Below are 17,862 nucleotides of genomic sequence, written 5' to 3' on the forward strand. Positions count from 1 at the left end.
CCGCGCTCAGGCTGCCGGCTCATTGCCCTTCTCATTCCGCGTGGCGCGATCGTTCACGATCACCGCGAGGGGATTGAGCTTTGGCGGTGCGACGAGTTTTAGCGTGTTGGTGTCGCGATGGTTGAACGGCGCGCCGCGCACGAACAACTCGGTCTGGATCAGATAGGTCCAACTTCCGTCATCGTTGAAGGTGATGTCGCAGCGGTAAGCATCGGTACGGAAGGCTCGTTCCAGAAAATCAGTCGAGCAGATCCCGTAAGCGGTGTCGCCGCGCTTGGCGGTGACGGAGACCGTTTTGTCGTCCGGCCCGGCCTTCCCCGAGGCGAGCAGCACCTGCCCGCGCGGGATCGCCAGCGTCTGCATGATCAGTCCGGTCGCGGGCTCCCACAACCAATAGCCGACCTGGTCGTGGAAGGTGATGTCTTCCTCGGGCGTGTTGATGTGGATGTGGTAGCGCAGCCCGTAGAGCAGCTGCGGCCCATTGGCCTGCGGGTCGATCGGGTCCATCCGGATGCACTCGATGAAGGTCCGCCGCTCCGGGCCCTCCGCCTTCGGATTGATGTCGACCCCCTTGTCGGCCTGCCAGACGCCGGCGAGACGGCGGAGCGGACCGAGATTGGCAAGGCCGTCGGGCGAGACGTCCGCGGGCTCGGTGAAGATGTCGGCGGGAAGGGGCAGCATGGATGTCCTCGCGGAAGTTGCGAGGCAGCGATAGCATGAGAGCGCGGACGTGGCTCGTGCTCAAGCCTCACAATCGCGAATGGGCACAAGCGCCACACGCAGACGATACATGACGCGAAGCGGAGCCGAACCGGCCTGGTTCGACTCCGCGAGCCACCTGACGCAAAGCTAGATTGACCGAACGGGATAATATGTGTCGTCGCTCACGCGATGCTCGTCGATGCGTTGGCGATCGTGCATCGTCCAATCGGACGAGAGGCCACGCCGCGACCGTCATGATCTCGCATGTTTCGGCTGCGCCCCGCGGGCGGCATCTCCTGCGCGAGCAGCCCTGCTAATTCAGCGCCAGCCCGCCGACAACGCCACGCTGCTGCAATACGCCGAGGTCTCGCCCGATCGCCAGCCGGTGATGCGCCCGGCCTCCTTGCACTCGTCGTAGCTCTTGTAGTTGCCGACATTGCGGCACGTTGCCGAGTACACGCCGCCGGTAGCGCTGCAACCAACCCAGGGTTTGTCGCCCGACTTGAAGCTCGACTGGCAGCCGCCGACGCAGTTGTTCGTGGTGGCGGCGAGCTTGGCAAGCTTCACGACGTCCGACGTCGGCTCAGCCGTTGCCGGCGTCGAGGAGATTGTGACGGACCTGTTGCTGCGGGCGACCGTACGATGCACCGGCTTGTGAGGTCTCGTCATCTGCTTCGGCGCTTCGACGGTGACGCCGGGAAGCTGGGTGTCGGCGGGTGTCGGTTGCGACATTGCCGTGCCACTCAGGCCGCACAGCAACACCGCAATCGACGGGATGGCGACGGCGGGACGGGCAACAAAGCGTGACAACGTCATGACCAGGTCCTTCCAATTACGGGAGACGATCAATTCCATTCCCAAAGGGAATGCTAACACGGCGAACCGAAGTTGTGCCACAGATTTTTGCAACCAAATGTGAAACAGTCGACCTGCAACTTTAGCCAGACGCCGCAGGAGCTGGAACTGCGCTTGAAAAAGTTGAGGCACGGGACGCGCGTCATGTCGGCCACCGAGCCACACGCGATCCGGTCTGATCCAGAGCGCCGCTGCCGCGTTGTTCGTGACGTCGACTGCCGGGCCGCCGCGATTGCCCGCGATGCGCTCAACCAGCTCTATAACCTGACGCCGGCCGAGATTCGCATCCTCGAGCTCATCTGCCGCGGACACCATACGAGGCGCGATGTCTGCCTCGCTCCGCGTTGCCCTCAGCACCGTGAAGAGCCACCTCGTTCACGTCCTCGAAAAGACGAGCTGCCAGCGCCAGGTCGATCTGGTCAGGCTGGCGAAGTCGCTGACGTTTCCGGTGTAGCCGAAGACCGCCCTCAAGCCGCTTCCGACCGTGATCTCGCACGCTGCTCGAGGACGCCGATCGTCGAGACCAAATTGTCGCGTCGCGCGCGAAGATTAAGCGCAAGAAGCGGATATGCCGGCTGAAGCACGTCAAACACCCCTGCTCTGGCCTCTTCCTCGAGAATGTCGGTGTTCATGAGCCGAACGCGCCACCACAAATCGGCGACCAACGCATCGAGCCGGAGTTCGCCGGCAGCACCAGAACGGGACATGTCTTGCATCGCTTGCCTCAACCTGAAACGGCCTCTCTGCCAAGGCCAGACTTTGGTGCTGACTGAGCAAGCAGAGTGCCAGGATGGGCGGATGCGATCTGGTTCCGGAACGGATTGCTGCGCGAGCCGGCTGGTCAAGGCTTGGCGCCGGGGAAGATGTTGCCCGTGGAGAGCGAAAATGGTGCCCAGGGGCGGAATCGAACCACCGACACTGCGATTTTCAGTCGCATGCTCTACCAACTGAGCTACCTGGGCGTGCTCCAAAGAGGGGCCAAAGCCCATCGAGCGGGCGGTTTATAGTGGGCCGAAGGCTGCCTGTCCACCCACGCTTCGCCGATGGCTTCGCGGGGTGCGGCGCAGCTGTGCACAAAGCGGAGCGGGGCTCGGGAGGAACGGCGCGCGGCGACGGCTTGAGAATTTAAATAATTGACGCAAAAGGGTTATTCTTCTCCATCTGCCTCGTCATCGCGGCCGGGGATGACGTAGGAGCCTTTCAGCCAGCGGTTCAGATCGACGTCGCGGCAGCGCGAGGAGCAGAACGGGCGGGTGGCCTCGGACTGCGGCTTGCCGCAGATCGGGCAGGTTTTGAGGGGGCTTGCGGGCTTTTTCACCTGGTCGTCCATAAGGTGCGCTGCTTACACGAGGTGAGTGAGTTCAAGAGCCTGTCGCCAAAGGGGTTCCTCCGGCGGAAGCGCAGGCGTCGCGGCCAGATTCCCGCGGGGCAATTCTACTGTGCATGGGGTTGTTTTCGCGATTTTTGCAGGAGCGGCTTTTCGGCTCACACGGCGGTGGCGTTGAGCCAGCCGAAGCGGATCGGGAAACCTTCGCCGCCGAGCAGCGTGGTGGTCTCGTAGAGCGGCAGGCCAACCACATTGGTGTAGGACCCCACCATCTTGACCACGAACGACCCGGCGATGCCCTGCACCGCGTAGCCGCCGGCTTTGCCGCGCCATTCGCCGGAGCCGATATAGGCCTGGATGTCGTCCTCCGAGAGGCGCTTGAAGCGGACCCGGGTCTCGACCAGGCGCTGGCGGAAGGCCTCGCGCGGCGTCACCAGGGTGATCGCGGTGTAGACGCGGTGATTGCGGCCGGACAGCAGCCGCAGGCACTGCGCGGCCTCGTCGACGAGGTTGGCCTTGGGCAGGATGCGGCGGCCGACCGCCACCACCGTGTCGGCGGCGAGGATGAAGGCGCCGCGCAGCTCGTCGTCCAGCTGCACCGATTTGAGCGCCGCATCGGCCTTGGCCCGCGCGAGCCGGTTGGCGCAGGCGCGCGGAAGCTCGCCCCGCTTCGGCGTCTCGTCGACGTCGGCCGGCCGGAGCGCGTCCGGCTCGATGCCGGCCTGGTTGAGCAGCGACAGGCGCCGCGGCGAACCGGAGGCGAGAACGAATTTGGGGCGGCCGAGCATCAGGTGATTTGGGGAATGAAGCAGGGGGTGAATTGCGCGCGGAACCTATCGGACGGGGGCTGATTTCACAACCCGGGAACCCTGACTTTACCGATTCGACGGGTACAGGATGCGTGTGCCCGCAGCCTGTGACGCGGGTGTTACGGGCGCCGCATGCTACCCGCTCGCTGCGCCCGCCTTCGAAAACCGCCGACGGATGCGCAGCAGGAGCTGGTCGCAGACGTCGCGATAGGCAGCCAATTTCTGGTCGCGGCTGCCTTCCATGGTGGTGGGATCAAGCGTCGGCCAATACTCGACGTCGGCGGCGAGCGTGCGGGTCAGCTCCAGCGCCTTGTGGTGCGCCTCCGGCGACAGCGTGATGATGAGGTCGAAATTCAGCCCTTCCCAGTCCTCCAGCTCCTCGAAGGTCTGCGGCTTGTGGCTGGCGATGTCCTGGCCGAGCTCCGCCATCACGGACACCGCGAACGGATCGAGCTCGCCGCGCCTGGCGCCGGCCGACTTCACGTAGAGGCCTTGCGGAAACATGTGCCGCAGCAGGCTCTCGGCCATCGGCGAGCGCACGCTGTTCATGGCGCAGGCGAACAGCACCGATTGCGGATCGCGTGCGCGTGGCGGACCCGCCATCGCGCTTAACCCTTCCAGTGCAGAACGGTAATGAGCGTGAACAGCCGGCGCGAGGTCTCGAAATCGACCCGCACCTTGCCCTTCAGCCGCTCCTGCAGCGTACGCGATCCCTCGTCATGAATGCCGCGGCGGCCCATGTCGATGGCCTCGATCTTGTCCGGGGTCGCGGTGCGGATCGCCTGGTAGTAGCTGTCGCAGATCATGAAATAGTCCTTCACGATCCGCCGGAACGGCGTCAGCGACAGCAGATGCGCGACCACGGGCGTACCGTCCTCACGGCGGATGTCGAACATCAGACGGCTGCCGGTGATGCCGATATGCAGCGTGAACGGGCCCTTCCCGTCGGCGCCCTCCGGCGCGAACAAATTCTGCTCGATCAGATCGTAGATCGCGATCGCGCGCTCATGCTCGATGTCGGGCCCGGAACGGCCGATCGAGTCCTCGTCGAGCGTGACGCCGACGATGCGATTGGTCGAGTCGTCCTGTTCGGGCGGCTGGGTCATGACAGGTTGAGGCGCAATCCAATCGAACGCGAATGGGCATCTAGCCCCTCCGCCTTGCCGAGAATCATCGCGGCCGGACCCAGCGCACGCAGCTGATCCGGGCCGCATTTGAGGATCGAGGTGCGCTTGAGGAAATCGTGCACCGAGAGGCCCGAGGAGAACCGTGCCGAGCGCGCCGTCGGCAACACGTGGTTGGAGCCGCCGACATAGTCGCCGATCGCTTCCGGCGTATGCGGCCCGAGAAACACGGCCCCGGCGTTGCGGATCTTTGCGGCGAGCGCGTCGGGATCCTGCGTCATGATCTCGAGATGCTCGGCGGCAATCGCATCCGCGAGCGGAATGGATTCGTTGAGGTTCTTCACGATGATGATGGCGCCGAAATCGGCCCACGAGGCGCTGGCGATCGGAGCGCGCGGCAGCGTCTTCAACTGCGCCTCGACGGCCTTTTCGACATCGGCGGCAAGGCGCGCGGAATCGGTAATCAGGATCGACTGTGCGCTGGAATCGTGCTCGGCCTGGGCCAGCAGGTCGGCGGCAATCCAGTCGGCATTGCCGGTGTCGTCGGCGATGACCAGCACCTCGGAAGGGCCGGCGATCATGTCGATGCCGACCTTGCCGAACACCAGCCGCTTTGCCGCGGCGACATAGGCGTTGCCGGGTCCGACGATCTTGGCGACCGGGGCGATCGTCGCGGTGCCATGCGCGAGCGCGGCCACCGCCTGCGCGCCGCCGACGCGATAGATTTCGGTGACGCCGCCGAGCTTTGCTGCCGCCAGCACCAGCGGGTTGAGCTTGCCGTCGGGCGAGGGCACCACCATGACGAGACGCGCCACGCCGGCGACCCTGGCCGGCACCGCATTCATCAGCACCGAGGACGGATAGGCCGCGGTGCCGCCGGGCACGTAGAGGCCGGCCGATTCGATCGCGGTGTAGCGCCAGCCGAGCTCGACGCCGAGCGGATCGGTGAAGCGCTCGTCCTTCGGCAGTTGGCGCCGGTGATAGGTCTCGATGCGGTCGCGCGCGAGCTTGAGCGCATCCAGCGTCGCGGCATCGCAGGCTTTCACCGCGGCCTCGATCTCGGCGGCGGTAACGCGCAGGCCAGATGCATCCAGCGTCAACCGGTCGAACTTTGCCGTGGCCTCGAGCAGCGCGGCATCGCCCCGCTTCGCGACGTCGTCGACGATGGCACGCACGGCGGTCTCGACATCGGCCGACGCCTCGCGCTTGGCGGCCAGGAAGGCCACGAATCGCTGGTCAAAATCGGCGCTGCTGCGGTCGAGACGAACGGGCATCTTGGCTTCTAACTGGTTTTTGGGGGCGCGGTTTGGCTCACCGGGCCCATGCTCAATGGCGCGGCGGGGAAGCTGCGTCAACCCTTGGGCCGGGCCGTTCCCCTCCCGCGTCGTCCTGCCGTTCGCCGGGACGACGGCGGAATGTGTGGCCCTGGCATGCCACCTTACCCCTCCCCTTCAACCTCCAACCCGGTCCCCAGCTCATCCGCCCCCAGATCAGTCAGCTCGCACTCCAGGCATTCGACTTCGAGCCGGATGGCGCCGCCTTGGGCAAACAGGAGCAGCGTGCTGCCGCCGGGGGCGTCCTGGCCGTGGAATTCGATGCCGACAAGGTCCAGAATTGTGTCCGGCGCGGCGAGGTCGACGTTGCGCGACTTGCAGGCAAGCACCCGGTCGAAACGCAGCGCAGCCACCAGCCTGCGCGGCTCGGCCTCGCCGTCCAGCGTCTGCTCCCAGTCCAACCGGCTCATGCCGATCACCAGCCGCTTTTCGCTTTGCCGCCAGACGATGTCCGAGGGCTGCACGCGGGCGTCCTGGACGTGGGCCGAGATCACGGCGAGGTCGTCGGCGTCGAGTGCGATCAGTTTGAGCGGGGGAGACATCGACGGCGCTTCTCCTTCGGGCGGACAGGGCACAACGCGCGCGGGCGCCGAAATTTCCCTAGAACTAACGCTCCACCGGATTAGAGGCTATTGATATCCTCCATCTCCAGCACCTTCCGCGGATATCCCTCCCGGGCCACCCGGATCATGGCGCGGCCCATCTGCTCGGTCGAGGTGACGAGCCGCGGCGAGAGTCGGCGCAGTACCGACCAGAGTGGCCAGGTTGCTGCATACACGGCCTGCACCCACGCCGTCTTGGAGCGGGCACCGTGAAGGGGTTGGATCGCACCGGGCCGGAACATGTAGGCCGTCCTGAACGGCAGCTTGAGCAGATCGTTCTCGGTCTTGCCCTTGATCCGCGCCCACATCCGCGAACCCTGCTCGGTGGAATCGGTGCCGGCGCCCGTGACATAGACGAATGTCATCTGCGGATTGAGCCGGGCGAGCGTGGCCGCCGCCGCGAGCGTGAGGTCGTAGGTGACATGACGGTAGCGCTCCTCGCTCATGCCGATCGAGGAGACGCCGAGGCAGAAGAAGCAGGCGTCGAAGCCGGTGAGCTGCGCTTCGATCACTGAGTAGTCCGTGAAATCGCCATGTATGATCTCCGTGAGCCTGGCGTTGCGCACACCGGTCGGGCTGCGGCCGATCGCAACCACGCGGTCGATGCCGGCATCGATCAGGCACTCACGCAAAGCGCCCTGCCCGACCATGCCGGTCGCGCCGAAGATGATGATCTGCATCGGGACGTCCCCAATACGCTCGCGGCTCATGCGGCGGCCGCGATCTCGTCGAAGGATACACCGGTCAACGTCGCCGAGACGTCCCACAGCATGGCGGCCGAGGCGAAATCTCTTGCCTGCGGCATGATCTTCGCCGGCCTCGGTGGCCCCTTCAATTCGTAGAACCAGTTCGGACCGTAATAGCCGCCGGGCTCCGCTGCCGGCGAGGTCGCGGCCAACAAGGTCGGCAACGCGCCTTCCGCGGCAGACTGGCTGATGAAAGGCTGTAGCCACCGGCTCACACGCGACTGCAAGCTCGTGATGCCCGGCCCGTTCGGAATGAGATCGGTCCGCGCGTAGCCGGGATGTGCGGCAAGGCTCGTCAGGCCCCAGCCGGCGGCGAGGCTGCGGCGCTGCAACTCCAGCGAAAACATCAGCATCGCCAGCTTGGACTGGCAATAGGCCCGCCACGGACGATAGGAATGCTTGCCTTGCAGATCGTCGAAATTGATCGCACCGGAGCGGTGCGCGAGGCTCGAGAGATTGACGACGCGCGCCGCCTTCGCCCGGCGAAGCTGCGGCAACAACCGCGCCGTCAGCGCATAATGGCCGAGATAGTTGGTGCCGAGCTGCATCTCGAAACCATCCGCCGTCTGCTGCCGCTTCGGCAGCGCCATCACGCCGGCATTGTTGACGAGCAGGTCGAGCTGCTCGTTGCCGGCGGCGAAGCGCCTGGCAAAATCGGCCACGGACGGGAGGCTGGCGAGGTCGAGATGCTCGTAGGCGATCAGCGCACCGGGAAAGCGCTCGCAAATGCCCTCGATCGCGCGCAGGCCCTTTGCGTCATTGCGCCCCGTGAGTATGACAATGGCACCGGCGCCCGCCAGCGCCATCGCCGTCTCGTAGCCGAGGCCGCCGGTCGCCCCCGTCACGATGGCGGTCTTGCCGCTGAGAGAGGGGATGTCTGCCGTGGTCCAGTCGGTCATGCCATAGCTCCATCGGGCTGGGAAAAGGCCCGCGACCGAGCTAAATGTGCACTGGGTGCAACTTTGCAAGTGGTGAAATGATTTGAAGCTTTCGAAGGTCGCCGGGAAATCGGTCAACAGGCGCGCCAAGCCATTGCCGGCAGGAGCAAAATCCCCTGATGGCGCCGGCCTGCGCCAGCGTAAATTGCAAGAGACCCGCGAGCGGTTGACCCGCGGAGCGATGGCGCTGTTCCTGGAGCGCGGCTTCGAGGCCACGACCATCGACGACATCGCGGCCGCGGCGGACGTGTCGCGACGCAGCTTCTTCCATTATTTCGCCTCGAAAGAGGACGTGGTCGCGGCCTGGCAGGAAGGTGCCGCCGCCGCGCTGGTCGCGGAGGTCGTGGCGCGACCTGCGGGCGAAACCATGCTGACCGCGGCGGAGAACGCGATCGCGGCGGCGCTCAAGCGGATCGATCCGGCGGAGGCTGCGGCAATGTCGCGGCTCAAGCGCGACAATCCCGCGCTTCGGGCACGCGACCAACTCAAATACGAGAAGCTCGAGCGGGCGCTGGCCGAAGGGCTCGCCCACCGCGCCAGAAACAAATCGGACCGGCTGAAGGCGCGGCTCGTCGCCATGATCGCCACCGGCGCCATGCGCGTCGGCGGCGAGAGCTGGATCGGCGAAGGGGCGCGGGAGAAGCCGGAAGCTTTCGTCAAGCGCACCTTCGCTGCGATCAGGGCGATATTGGCGTGAGGCCGCTCACCCCTTGAAGAACGCCAGCAGATCCGCGTTGATGGCCTCGGCGTGCGTCGTCGGCATGCCGTGCGGAAAGCCCTTGTAGGTCTTCAACGTGCCGTTCTTCAATAGCTTGGCCGATAGCGGCGCGGAATCTGCGTAGGGCACGATCTGGTCGTCGTCGCCGTGCATCACCAGCACCGGCACGGTGATCTTCTTCAAATCCTCGGTGAAGTCGGTTTGCGAGAACGCGACGACGCCGTCGTAATGGGCTTTCGCGCCGCCCATCATGCCCTGGCGCCACCAGTTCTGGATCACCGCTTCCGACGGCTTTGCGCCGGGACGGTTGTAACCGTAGAACGGGCCGGCGGCGAGATCGCGGTAGAATTGCGTGCGGCTGGCGGCGAGTTGCGCCTGGAGACCGTCGAACACGCTCTTCGGCAGGCCGCCGGGATTTGCCGCGGTCTGCACCATCAGCGGCGGCACCGCCGAGAGGATTGCAGCCTTCGCCACCCGGCTCTCGCCGTGGCGCGCGATGTAGCGCACGACTTCGCCGCCGCCGGTGGAGTGGCCCACGTGAATCGCGTTCTTGAGGTCGAGATGGGCGGTCACGGCCGCGAGATCATCGGCATAGTGATCCATGTCGTGGCCGTCGGCGACCTGCGACGAGCGGCCGTGGCCGCGACGGTCGTGGGCGATGACGCGGTAGCCGTGGGTGACGAAGAACAACATCTGCGTGTCCCAATCGTCTGATGACAGCGGCCAGCCATGGCTGAACACGATCGGCTGGCCCGAACCCCAGTCCTTGTAGAAGATCTCGACGCCGTCTTTGGTGGTGATGGTAGGCATTGTTAGGCTCCTTGAACGATCAGGCAAACGCCATCGGCTTGTAGCGGCGCCAGGCACCGATGGTGAGCACCACGAAGAACACCAGCACGAGGCCCTGCACCACAGCGAACACCGGGCCCGAGGGTGGTGCCGGCGCCACGGCGGGTGCGAGCGCGGCGAGCGCCGGCACCTTCAGGAACGACTGGATCACCAGCACGAAGACGTTGAAATAGAGCGAGATCATCGCGGTCACGATGTAGACCGGACGCCAGACGCCGGCGAGCTTCATGCCGTAAAGGGCGATGCAGGCGATCGCGAGCAGCACCAGCGAGATGATGCCAATGATATGCGACGGCAGCAGCTCCTTGAACGGAAACAGGAAGCCGGTGGCGCTGGTGAGGATCGTGAACAGCAGGAAGATCGCGGTGAGGCCCGGCATCGATTTCGAGCCGAGCAGGCCGAACATCACGACGAGACCTGCGGCGATGCCGATCAGGCTGATGATGACATGGACCAACGTGAAGGCGGGCAAGCTCAACCCGAGAACCATGGCATCTCTCCTACTCTGCGCATTGAGTTCGGAAAGACAAATATTACGGACCTCATCGAATTGCCACATGCACTGGCGCCGCACATGCGCGCGCAGCCATGCATCGTCGTGCGAATCGACAAACGCATGGCTGAATTTTTTGCAGCGCTGTCACAAACGACAGCAGGCTTCGACGAAAGTTGAATCGAGCGTCGCAATATCGGCCCGCGTTCGGCGGGCCGATGCGATGCGGCCTCAGACTTCCTTGGTGTCGAAGATCAGCAGGTCGGCGCCGCCACTGGCGAATTTCGGCACGTCGCCCGCCGCCGCCTTGCCTGCTTCGCTGCCGAAGGCGGCCTGAATGTCGGCCACGCTGTTGAAGGTGAGGATGGCGACGAGATGGATTCCGGACGGTCCTGCGGGGGAGCCGACGGCGCCCGTGCTGACGGCGTACTTCTTCAAGCCGGGAAGTTTCTTCGCCAGCGGGATGTGGGTCTCGGTATAATGCTTGTCGAAGGCGGCAGCATCCTTGGGCGTCTTGTAGAGCACGACGAGTTCAGCCATTTAGTTCCTCCCGTTAAGCGTTTTCTTGTCGATCCTCATGGTGAGGAGGCACGCGATGCGCGCTCCTCAGGATGAGGAGATAGTCCCGCATCAGACCGCAGGATGGCAAGTCACATTCGCCTTGCCATCTGCTTGTGTTCTACTTGACTAAAGCGCCGGCTTTGCGGCGTCGCCGAGGAAGCCGTGCAAGGAGGCCACGACCTGCGCGCCCTCGCCGATGGCGCCGCCGACGCGCTTGACCGAGCCGGAACGGACGTCGCCGACGGCGTAGACGCCGGGCACGGAGGTCTCCAGCGGCGCCACCAGCCGGCCCTGGTTCTGCTCGGACTGTGCGCCTGTCACGACGAAGCCGGCGCGATCGAGCGTCACGCCGCAGCCGTCGAGCCAATTGGTGGCGGGATCGGCTCCGACGAACAGGAAGAGATTGCGGATGTCGGCAAAATCCTCGTCGCTCGAGAGCCGGCTCTTCCAGCGGATGCGCCGCAGCAGCGAGGCCTCGTCGCCTTCAAGCGCCGTGATCTCGGTGTTGAACATCAATTCGATGTTCGGCGTCGCTTCGATGCGCTCGATGAGATAGCGCGACATGCTGGCGCCAAGACCGCCGCCGCGAATGATCATCAGCACTTTCTTGGCGTGCCCCGACAGGAACACGGCCGCCTGCCCCGCCGAATTGCCGGCGCCGACCAGCGCCACTTCCTCGCCGGCGCACAGCTTCGCCTCGACCGGGGACGCCCAGTACCAGACGCCGCGGCCTTCGAACTTGTCCAGGTTCTCGATCTCGGGCCGGCGATAGCGCGCGCCGCTTGCGACCACCACCGCGCGCGAATGCAGCGGGTCGCAGCCGTCAAGCGCCACCGAAAACGCGCCGTCCTTGCGCGTGCAGTCGAGCGACTTCACCGTCACCGGGATCATGATCTCCGCGCCGAACTTTTGCGCCTGGTTGAAGGCGCGCGCGGTCAGCGCCATGCCGGAAATTCCGGTCGGAAAGCCGAGATAGTTTTCTATGCGCGCGCTGGCACCGGCCTGGCCGCCGAAGGCGCGGGTGTCAAGCACGGCGACCGAGAGGCCTTCGGACGCGGCATACACGGCCGTGGCGAGCCCGGCCGGCCCGGAGCCGACGATCGCGACGTCGTAGATGCGGTCGTTGCGCGGACCGCCGATCATGCCGATCGCGCGCGCAAGCTCGGTTTCGCCGGGATTGCGCAGCACCCCACCATCGGGGGTGACGACCAGCGGCCAGTCCTCCGGCTTGGGCGAGTAACGCGCGATGACATCGGCGGCGTCGCGGTCGCGCTCGGGATCGAGCAGATGATGCGGCTGGCCGTTGCGGGTGAGGAAGCCCTGCAACCGCACCACACCTGAGGAATGCGACGGACCGATCAGCACGACGCCGCCGACACCGCCCTGGAGCAGGTTGACCCGGCGCAGGATCAGCGCGCGCATGATGCGCTCGCCGAGCTCGGCCTCGGCGACCAGCAGCGCGCGCAGCCGCTCCGGCGGCAACAGCAGCGTCTCGACGTCGCCTTCGGCGCGGCCGTCCACCAGCGCCGGCCGTCCCGAGAGCTGGCTCAGTTCGGCCAGGAATTGCCCCGGCCCCTGCTCGATCAGCGGAGTCACATTGCCAAGCCCGTCGCGCTGGGTGATGGCGACATGGCCCTTCAGCACGACGAACATGCCGGGCCCCGGCTTGCCGGTCTCGAACAGGATGTCGCCGTCGGCATAGAGCCGGATCTCGCCGAAACGCCTGATACGCTCGATTTCGTCGGGTGTCAGCGTCGGAAAGGTCTGCTCGGGGCGGGTGAACCGCGACATCAGCGCGTCACGTTCGGTTCGTTGCGATTCGTCCTGCCCCATTGTCACGTCCATGCACTCCAAAAAAATCTAATCGCCGGATTCTAGCTGTCGGTCTTGCTGTCGACCTTGCCGGCGGTCCCCTCATCTAGGCAATCATCTTCATTCTGCGAGGGGTCGGTGATTGCGGCGCGTTCGCGCGCCTGCACCTTCCGCCGCTTCAAATTTTCGCGCAGCGCCGATTTTAGCCGGTCGTCGCGGGGCGACCTCGCCTGTCTCGAGTCCTGCTTCGTGCTCTTGTCGGTCTCGTCTGCCATCGGGGTCCATTACAGCAATCGGCGTTACCATGCCCACGGAATAAGGCAGCTCAAGAGGCCCGGGCGATCCGATCGTGCGAAAATCGAAATGGATCGAATCCGGCGCATCGGGCAACTGGCCAGTTGGGCGGGGATATCGGAACCGAATCGGCGGAAAGGGGGCCCTTCCGAGCCAAAACAAGCATTCTGGCCCCGATATCGACCCGATTTTATCGTTTTGACGGGACCTGCAAGCTTGCACAGGAGGGGGGCTTGTGGCAGATATCGGCCCGCTTGGTAGGCCCCTCGTCGCGGCCGATTCTCGATCCCAGCACATGCTGCCGTAGCTCAGTGGTAGAGCACTCCATTGGTAATGGAGAGGTCGACAGTTCAATCCTGTCTGGCAGCACCATTTCTCTGATAGCAATCAATGGCTTAGCGTTTTGTTGCAGACATTGATCGTGCAACCTTTGTTAGAGTCGCTGGCTTTTCCAAGCAATCACTGCCACCCCCGTTGCCACCCCGTAAGTTCGCTGCGTTCATTTTCGCAAACGAATACTTCTGTGTTCATCTTCGCCATTTCTGCCCCTCACTGCCGTTCCGAAGGCGTGAGGGTTTTTCGTTTCTAGTCCTCATAATTTCGGTAAATCAGAACGCGCTTCGGACAAAGCAAAGCCGGGACGGCGATTGCTATCCCGGCTAGGTCCTAAGCCTCGGAACACGGAAAGGCTTAGAGGGCTAGTATTTCGTCCTTACCGTTGACGTTGATCCTGAGAGAAGACGGAGCCAGCGTTACGGGTGTTACCATTGTCACGATTGTTACGCTGGTTTTAGAGGGTATCCCTAGGTAGCGCTTCCAAGCATCTTCAAAATCCGATCGATGATATCCCTTGTCAGTACCTGTTCCGAACCTGATCGTTGTCGGCGCAATCCGATAGGGCTTTAAGAGCTTAGCCAATCCTCTTCCGTCCATCGGCTTACCGTAGTTGTAGGTAGACCACGGACTTTCCTCGATACGATGCAATCCGTCTAATAGCTCCGACGTTTTGATATCGAGAGCTTCACCAAAAATCTTGTATGCATCTCTCAATAGGATTGTGCTGTTGTTTTCCGTTTCCGTTTCTCTGTCTTCATTGGAGAGAGCTAGGGCAGCATTTCTTATCTTGTCTAACCACCCTGGAATAGCCGTAACATCCGTATCGGCAGTAACATCGGTAACGGGCTTAGATTGATCAGCCAGAATGCCGACGACAAATAGCGGTTCAAACTTGTCTTGCTCTCTGTCGTTGAGTTCGTCAGGCATGATAGGTTCAATCTCTTTCGATTTATCCGAAACAGCCTTAGCCCATTCTGCTAGCTTACTCCGTAGCTCCAACCCTTCTGCCGCATGCTTGCTAGGACGATACTTCAAGCGTGGTCCGACGTTTCGTTTCATCCTGACAATCACTGATCTGTCTTCAATGGTGTCTTGCATCCTGTTGTTGTCTATTCCAGCCATCAAAATGGGAGCATAGGTTTTGTACTCTTCGACGGTCCGACCGTTTTCTAAACTTACTCTACGGACAGTCTGTCCGGGTTGAAATCCGGCTTCAACGATTGAGAGGAAATCAGAAATTTCTTTCCTCTCAAATAGGCGACCGATTTCGTCTATGAGGAAGGTCGGAGGAATTTTCTCAGCCTCAATTAGGCTGTACAGGGATGCCGGACTAGGGCTAACCATCGCTACTGGATTTTGAACTAGCAACTTCGTTATCTCTAGAAGTCGCGTCTTCCCTGATCGCTTTTCTGGCGAGAGGATCGCCAATCTAGGCGTTGCATTGAATGAGTTCACTAAGTGGGTGTGAGCAATCCAGGCGACATGGAGAATTCTAGCATGCTCGCTTGGATAGTAGATAAATCGTCCTACGTATTCGTAGACCTGATCAAGTATGTGTTTGTGTTCCATTGTTTCTTTTACTTCTTAATCGAGATGTATCGATCAAGGGCAGACTGATAGCCGACTAGAAATCCGTCCTCCCAATCTTTCCTTCGCTCATCGCTCGCTAGTCCCGGCTTCGGTCTAGGCGCGGGCTTTTGTTTGAGCCTGTCGCCAAATCTACCTTTGTCGAATACAGCCATTACAGATTGACTTTGATGTCCTTGAGGTTCGCTGGCGTGGGCATGTCGGGATGCTTCACAAAACCACGTGCCGGATTGGTTTGAGGGTCTACCTTGACCGGCTCTCTACTATTCGTACGGGCATTGCGATCAGATAGATCGATAGCCGTGGGTTGCCATGTCGTAATAGTCGGCGTGCCGTTAATCACCGTGTCCCGAGCTTCAAGCTGAAGCTTTCGCATAGCCAGGTCTCCACGATCGTGGGCGTTGACGCCAGAAAACGGCATCGTGTTGGGGTCGTATGTAGTCATTGTATGTCCTTTAGGTTGAAATTGAATTCGGGAGAATAGGTAGAGCGGGTAGAGGTAGTTGGACCTACTCGCAGAGAATCTAGGCTTCCCAGGACGGAAGCTGATGAATGTGTCTGAGTTCTACTTTTTCTTTGAGAAATCGATGGGCGCGGTTGCTAAGTTCTAGCTTCTCCATCGCGTTCGATTGCTATTGCCTTCGGCAGTTACGAGGTTGTCTCGTTTTAGATTGCATGGGTTTCTGTCGAGGTATTGGATTTTGTCTCCTTTCTTTGCGTCAGCTACTAGCCGCGCTACCGATACCCTGTCTCTCCCTCGCTCGATTATTTGGCCCATGCTTAGACGCCACCTCGGGTCTAGACCTGTTTCATAAAGCGAATTGAAGTCGCTCTCGTACAGGATGACGTTTGTGTCGGAGTTAGTGAGAGGAACAGATACAAGGGCTGACCCGTCCTCATCGAGGAAATGAGTTATTTCAATTTTCATTCTTTTCCTTGTTCTCTGCGGCCGCCCTATTACTCGCTTCTTGTTCAAGGAATTTGTCGATGCATTCCATGGCTTTCACTTTGTTGGTGAAGCTGCTTCGCAATGGGATAGGGGGCTTTCCGTTTTCTTTTGTCTTGATCGTATAGAGTAGGTGTTCGCCTTCTCTCATGATTATGAAGTTTCGGTACTCTTCACCTATGTTTTGATAATAGCCCGGCGGATACGCTGCTGTTGGCTCCTCGTATTTCCAATAAGTCACCGCTGGCTTAGGCGCTTCAATGTTGTTGAATTCAGTCATTGAAACTGCCGTCCTGAAAAGCTTCTCCGAGAGCGCTAGCGTCTGAGACCATTTGTTGTTGTGTCTTACTTCGCCAGTATCGGTCCGGGTCTTCTTTCTTGATTTTCTGATAGTAGCTCCAAGTGTGCTGCCGCTGTTCGGCCTCGTCCTCTATGAGCTTGTTGATTCTTTTCTGTAGGCTTGGGGAAATTTGGCCATCAATGTCTGCGTCGTTCTCACGCATCTAATAGATCCTATAAGTTGTTGACAATACTAATATTATATAGATTTATACTTACTTTGTCAAGTAATATGTACCGTACATTGCAGCAATAGTAGTAGAAAGACTAAGTATAAACTGTTGCAGCCTCATCTAATCTTCTTCGTCTTATAAGAAGACAAATTCCCCGCACATAACAGTGATAGGTCCGCCCTCCCGCGAGTACTTCCCACTACCTCTACCGGGTCTACCCGGACTACTTCGGCTATGGACTCGAAGCGCGACTCACTTAGGTTGAGGTCTACATTTTTATCAACTGAACGAGAGATGTATGGCCGAAACGATCCATCAGGCTGCACGGTTGCGTCGTCTTTCTGACGCCGGCCGGAGCGTGGCTCTTCGCCTCCTAAGCGGGATGAAGGCTTCTTGGAAGTTGATCAACAATGACCTTTGAGACGGATTTTTCCTTCCGAATAGATTTCGAAAAAGCCGCGCGGAATCCTACGCGCATATTTGATACGGCAAGTGAGCTTATTCACGGCTTCGAACAGCTCGACGAGGTCATCACAGATTCAATAGATGCTAAATTGCAGCCTCAGCTGGTTCTGGAAAACGTCGAGGCTGGATCGCTCCGTGTAATTTTAAGCAGCCTTCTCAAACGGATCGATGATCAAGGTCTGCGCGAGGGTGAGTACAAGAAGGCTATTGGTCCTGCTTTGGTCGAAGCCAAGTATGCCGCCATTAGATATTTAGACAAAGATCAGAGTTCAGCTACGGTCGGCGCGGTGGAGTTGAGAGATGAACTTCGAGGCATCGCCGCTACAAGCAACCTTAGACATTTAGGCGACTACACTCCGATCCAAGAGGCAAGGCTGCTTGCCGCCTTGGGGCAAATACAAAACGCGAAGCGGCTGCTAGGTCCGAAGGATAAGCTGCTCTTGGATGCCCCAGGGAGGACCGAGCACGAGGTAGACCTGAACCAAACTTGGGACCCTCCAGAGGTTGCTGCACGCGAGGTCACAACAACCGAGAAGCAAAGCGAGGGTGAAATCATATTGACAATACGAAGACCGGATATGACCGGCCAATCGAAGTGGCAGTTTATGAGAGGCAAGTCTCCTCTGTTCGCAAAAATTTCCGACGAACAGTGGTTGAGGCGTTTTCATGAGCGCGAGGTAAGTGGGCTCCATTCAGGAGACGCCATGAGATGTAAAGTCAAATTCATCTATGTTTTCGATGATAAGGGGACCATGCTTGATGAGGCTTTAGAAATAACCACGGTCCTTGAGATCATTAACAACGCAAACGGCGAGCAACTTGAAATATCAATTTAGCCTCCGGAGCTTCGAT

23 protein-coding genes and 2 tRNA genes are annotated in these 17,862 nt (G+C 61.0%); 4 read left to right on the forward strand and 21 right to left on the reverse strand.

Features of this window, described 5'->3' with window-relative positions; translation table 11 throughout:
- Positions 1–6: 6 nt before the first annotated feature.
- Both IVA88_RS16640 and IVA88_RS16645 read right to left on the reverse strand, forming a co-directional pair.
- On the reverse strand, positions 7–681 hold the full coding sequence (locus tag IVA88_RS16640) for a heme-binding beta-barrel domain-containing protein (protein ID WP_247498309.1): 675 nt from the start codon (positions 679–681) through the stop codon (positions 7–9).
- Between the two features lie 339 nt (positions 682–1,020).
- A complete protein-coding gene (locus IVA88_RS16645; RefSeq protein ID WP_247498310.1) occupies positions 1,021–1,872 on the reverse strand; it encodes a hypothetical protein in 852 nt (283 codons plus the stop codon).
- Positions 1,873–1,882: 10 nt separating this feature from the next.
- Here IVA88_RS16645 and IVA88_RS32435 point away from each other — a divergent pair, with 10 nt between their 5' ends.
- A complete protein-coding gene (locus IVA88_RS32435) occupies positions 1,883–2,011 on the forward strand; it encodes a hypothetical protein (protein WP_256466801.1) in 129 nt (42 codons plus the stop codon).
- Between the two features lie 13 nt (positions 2,012–2,024).
- On the opposite strand, the gene IVA88_RS16650 is transcribed toward IVA88_RS32435, so the two are convergent.
- The 10 genes from IVA88_RS16650 to IVA88_RS16695 all read right to left on the reverse strand — a co-directional run bounded on the left by IVA88_RS16650 (position 2,025) and on the right by IVA88_RS16695 (position 8,398).
- Complete coding sequence (locus IVA88_RS16650; protein ID WP_247498311.1) at positions 2,025–2,264, reverse strand: hypothetical protein; 240 nt, start codon at positions 2,262–2,264, stop codon at positions 2,025–2,027.
- A 179-nt stretch (positions 2,265–2,443) separates the two neighbouring features.
- Positions 2,444–2,519, reverse strand: a tRNA-Phe gene (locus IVA88_RS16655).
- A 185-nt stretch (positions 2,520–2,704) separates the two neighbouring features.
- Positions 2,705–2,887: a DNA gyrase inhibitor YacG gene (gene yacG, locus IVA88_RS16660; RefSeq protein WP_007597555.1), complete on the reverse strand. Its 183-nt coding sequence runs from the start codon at positions 2,885–2,887 to the stop codon at positions 2,705–2,707.
- A 155-nt stretch (positions 2,888–3,042) separates the two neighbouring features.
- Entirely contained in the window at positions 3,043–3,672 is a 630-nt protein-coding gene (locus IVA88_RS16665; RefSeq protein ID WP_094893028.1) for a Maf-like protein, read from the reverse strand.
- A gap of 156 nt (positions 3,673–3,828) precedes the next feature.
- Positions 3,829–4,296, reverse strand: coding sequence for a low molecular weight phosphatase family protein (locus IVA88_RS16670; protein WP_247498312.1), 468 nt, complete (start codon positions 4,294–4,296; stop codon positions 3,829–3,831).
- A 5-nt stretch (positions 4,297–4,301) separates the two neighbouring features.
- Positions 4,302–4,799 (reverse strand): UPF0262 family protein, encoded by a 498-nt coding sequence (locus IVA88_RS16675; protein WP_018453111.1) that lies wholly within the window; start codon positions 4,797–4,799, stop codon positions 4,302–4,304.
- Positions 4,796–6,091, reverse strand: coding sequence for a histidinol dehydrogenase (gene hisD, locus IVA88_RS16680; protein WP_247498313.1), 1,296 nt, complete (start codon positions 6,089–6,091; stop codon positions 4,796–4,798). Before hisD ends, IVA88_RS16675 begins: the two co-directional genes overlap by 4 nt.
- Before the next feature lie 164 nt (positions 6,092–6,255).
- A complete protein-coding gene (locus tag IVA88_RS16685; protein WP_247498314.1) occupies positions 6,256–6,693 on the reverse strand; it encodes a DUF2948 family protein in 438 nt (145 codons plus the stop codon).
- An 80-nt stretch (positions 6,694–6,773) separates the two neighbouring features.
- The gene (locus tag IVA88_RS16690) at positions 6,774–7,433 is read right to left on the reverse strand and encodes an NAD(P)H-binding protein (protein WP_247498315.1); all 660 of its coding nucleotides are present in this window, start codon (positions 7,431–7,433) and stop codon (positions 6,774–6,776) included.
- 26 nt (positions 7,434–7,459) lie between these two features.
- Entirely contained in the window at positions 7,460–8,398 is a 939-nt protein-coding gene (locus tag IVA88_RS16695) for an SDR family oxidoreductase (RefSeq protein ID WP_247498316.1), read from the reverse strand.
- Positions 8,399–8,480: 82 nt separating this feature from the next.
- Here IVA88_RS16695 and IVA88_RS16700 point away from each other — a divergent pair, with 82 nt between their 5' ends.
- On the forward strand, positions 8,481–9,134 hold the full coding sequence (locus IVA88_RS16700; protein WP_247498317.1) for a TetR/AcrR family transcriptional regulator: 654 nt from the start codon (positions 8,481–8,483) through the stop codon (positions 9,132–9,134).
- Between the two features lie 6 nt (positions 9,135–9,140).
- Here IVA88_RS16700 and IVA88_RS16705 read toward each other — a convergent pair whose 3' ends face one another.
- From IVA88_RS16705 to IVA88_RS16725, 5 genes are all read right to left on the reverse strand, one after another.
- On the reverse strand, positions 9,141–9,965 hold the full coding sequence (locus IVA88_RS16705; protein WP_247498318.1) for an alpha/beta hydrolase: 825 nt from the start codon (positions 9,963–9,965) through the stop codon (positions 9,141–9,143).
- Positions 9,966–9,984: 19 nt separating this feature from the next.
- On the reverse strand, positions 9,985–10,494 hold the full coding sequence (locus IVA88_RS16710) for a hypothetical protein (RefSeq protein ID WP_247498319.1): 510 nt from the start codon (positions 10,492–10,494) through the stop codon (positions 9,985–9,987).
- A gap of 234 nt (positions 10,495–10,728) precedes the next feature.
- The gene (locus IVA88_RS16715) at positions 10,729–11,037 is read right to left on the reverse strand and encodes an EthD family reductase (protein WP_247498320.1); all 309 of its coding nucleotides are present in this window, start codon (positions 11,035–11,037) and stop codon (positions 10,729–10,731) included.
- A 147-nt stretch (positions 11,038–11,184) separates the two neighbouring features.
- Positions 11,185–12,891 carry an FAD-dependent oxidoreductase gene (locus IVA88_RS16720; RefSeq protein WP_247498321.1) on the reverse strand — a complete coding sequence of 569 codons (1,707 nt, stop codon included), beginning with the start codon at positions 12,889–12,891 and terminating at the stop codon, positions 11,185–11,187.
- A gap of 41 nt (positions 12,892–12,932) precedes the next feature.
- Complete coding sequence (locus tag IVA88_RS16725) at positions 12,933–13,145, reverse strand: hypothetical protein (RefSeq protein ID WP_247498322.1); 213 nt, start codon at positions 13,143–13,145, stop codon at positions 12,933–12,935.
- A gap of 316 nt (positions 13,146–13,461) precedes the next feature.
- On the opposite strand from IVA88_RS16725, the gene IVA88_RS16730 reads away from it, so the two are divergent.
- Positions 13,462–13,536: transfer RNA gene (locus IVA88_RS16730), tRNA-Thr, on the forward strand.
- Positions 13,537–13,854: 318 nt separating this feature from the next.
- Here IVA88_RS16730 and IVA88_RS16735 read toward each other — a convergent pair.
- The 4 genes from IVA88_RS16735 to IVA88_RS16750 all read right to left on the reverse strand — a co-directional run bounded on the left by IVA88_RS16735 (position 13,855) and on the right by IVA88_RS16750 (position 16,536).
- Positions 13,855–15,069, reverse strand: coding sequence for a DUF3631 domain-containing protein (locus tag IVA88_RS16735; protein WP_247498323.1), 1,215 nt, complete (start codon positions 15,067–15,069; stop codon positions 13,855–13,857).
- Between the two features lie 172 nt (positions 15,070–15,241).
- Positions 15,242–15,532 carry a hypothetical protein gene (locus IVA88_RS16740; RefSeq protein WP_247498324.1) on the reverse strand — a complete coding sequence of 97 codons (291 nt, stop codon included), beginning with the start codon at positions 15,530–15,532 and terminating at the stop codon, positions 15,242–15,244.
- Between the two features lie 472 nt (positions 15,533–16,004).
- A complete protein-coding gene (locus IVA88_RS16745; RefSeq protein ID WP_247498325.1) occupies positions 16,005–16,313 on the reverse strand; it encodes a hypothetical protein in 309 nt (102 codons plus the stop codon).
- The gene (locus tag IVA88_RS16750; RefSeq protein WP_247498326.1) at positions 16,306–16,536 is read right to left on the reverse strand and encodes a hypothetical protein; all 231 of its coding nucleotides are present in this window, start codon (positions 16,534–16,536) and stop codon (positions 16,306–16,308) included. Before IVA88_RS16750 ends, IVA88_RS16745 begins: the two co-directional genes overlap by 8 nt.
- A 419-nt stretch (positions 16,537–16,955) precedes the next feature.
- Here IVA88_RS16750 and IVA88_RS16755 point away from each other — a divergent pair, with 419 nt between their 5' ends.
- Positions 16,956–17,846, forward strand: a complete 891-nt coding sequence (locus IVA88_RS16755) for a hypothetical protein (protein WP_247498327.1) — start codon at positions 16,956–16,958, stop codon at positions 17,844–17,846.
- Positions 17,847–17,862 lie beyond the last annotated feature (16 nt).

Origin of the sequence: Bradyrhizobium sp. 149, assembly GCF_023073915.1 — a bacterium.
Lineage (GTDB): Bacteria > Pseudomonadota > Alphaproteobacteria > Rhizobiales > Xanthobacteraceae > Bradyrhizobium.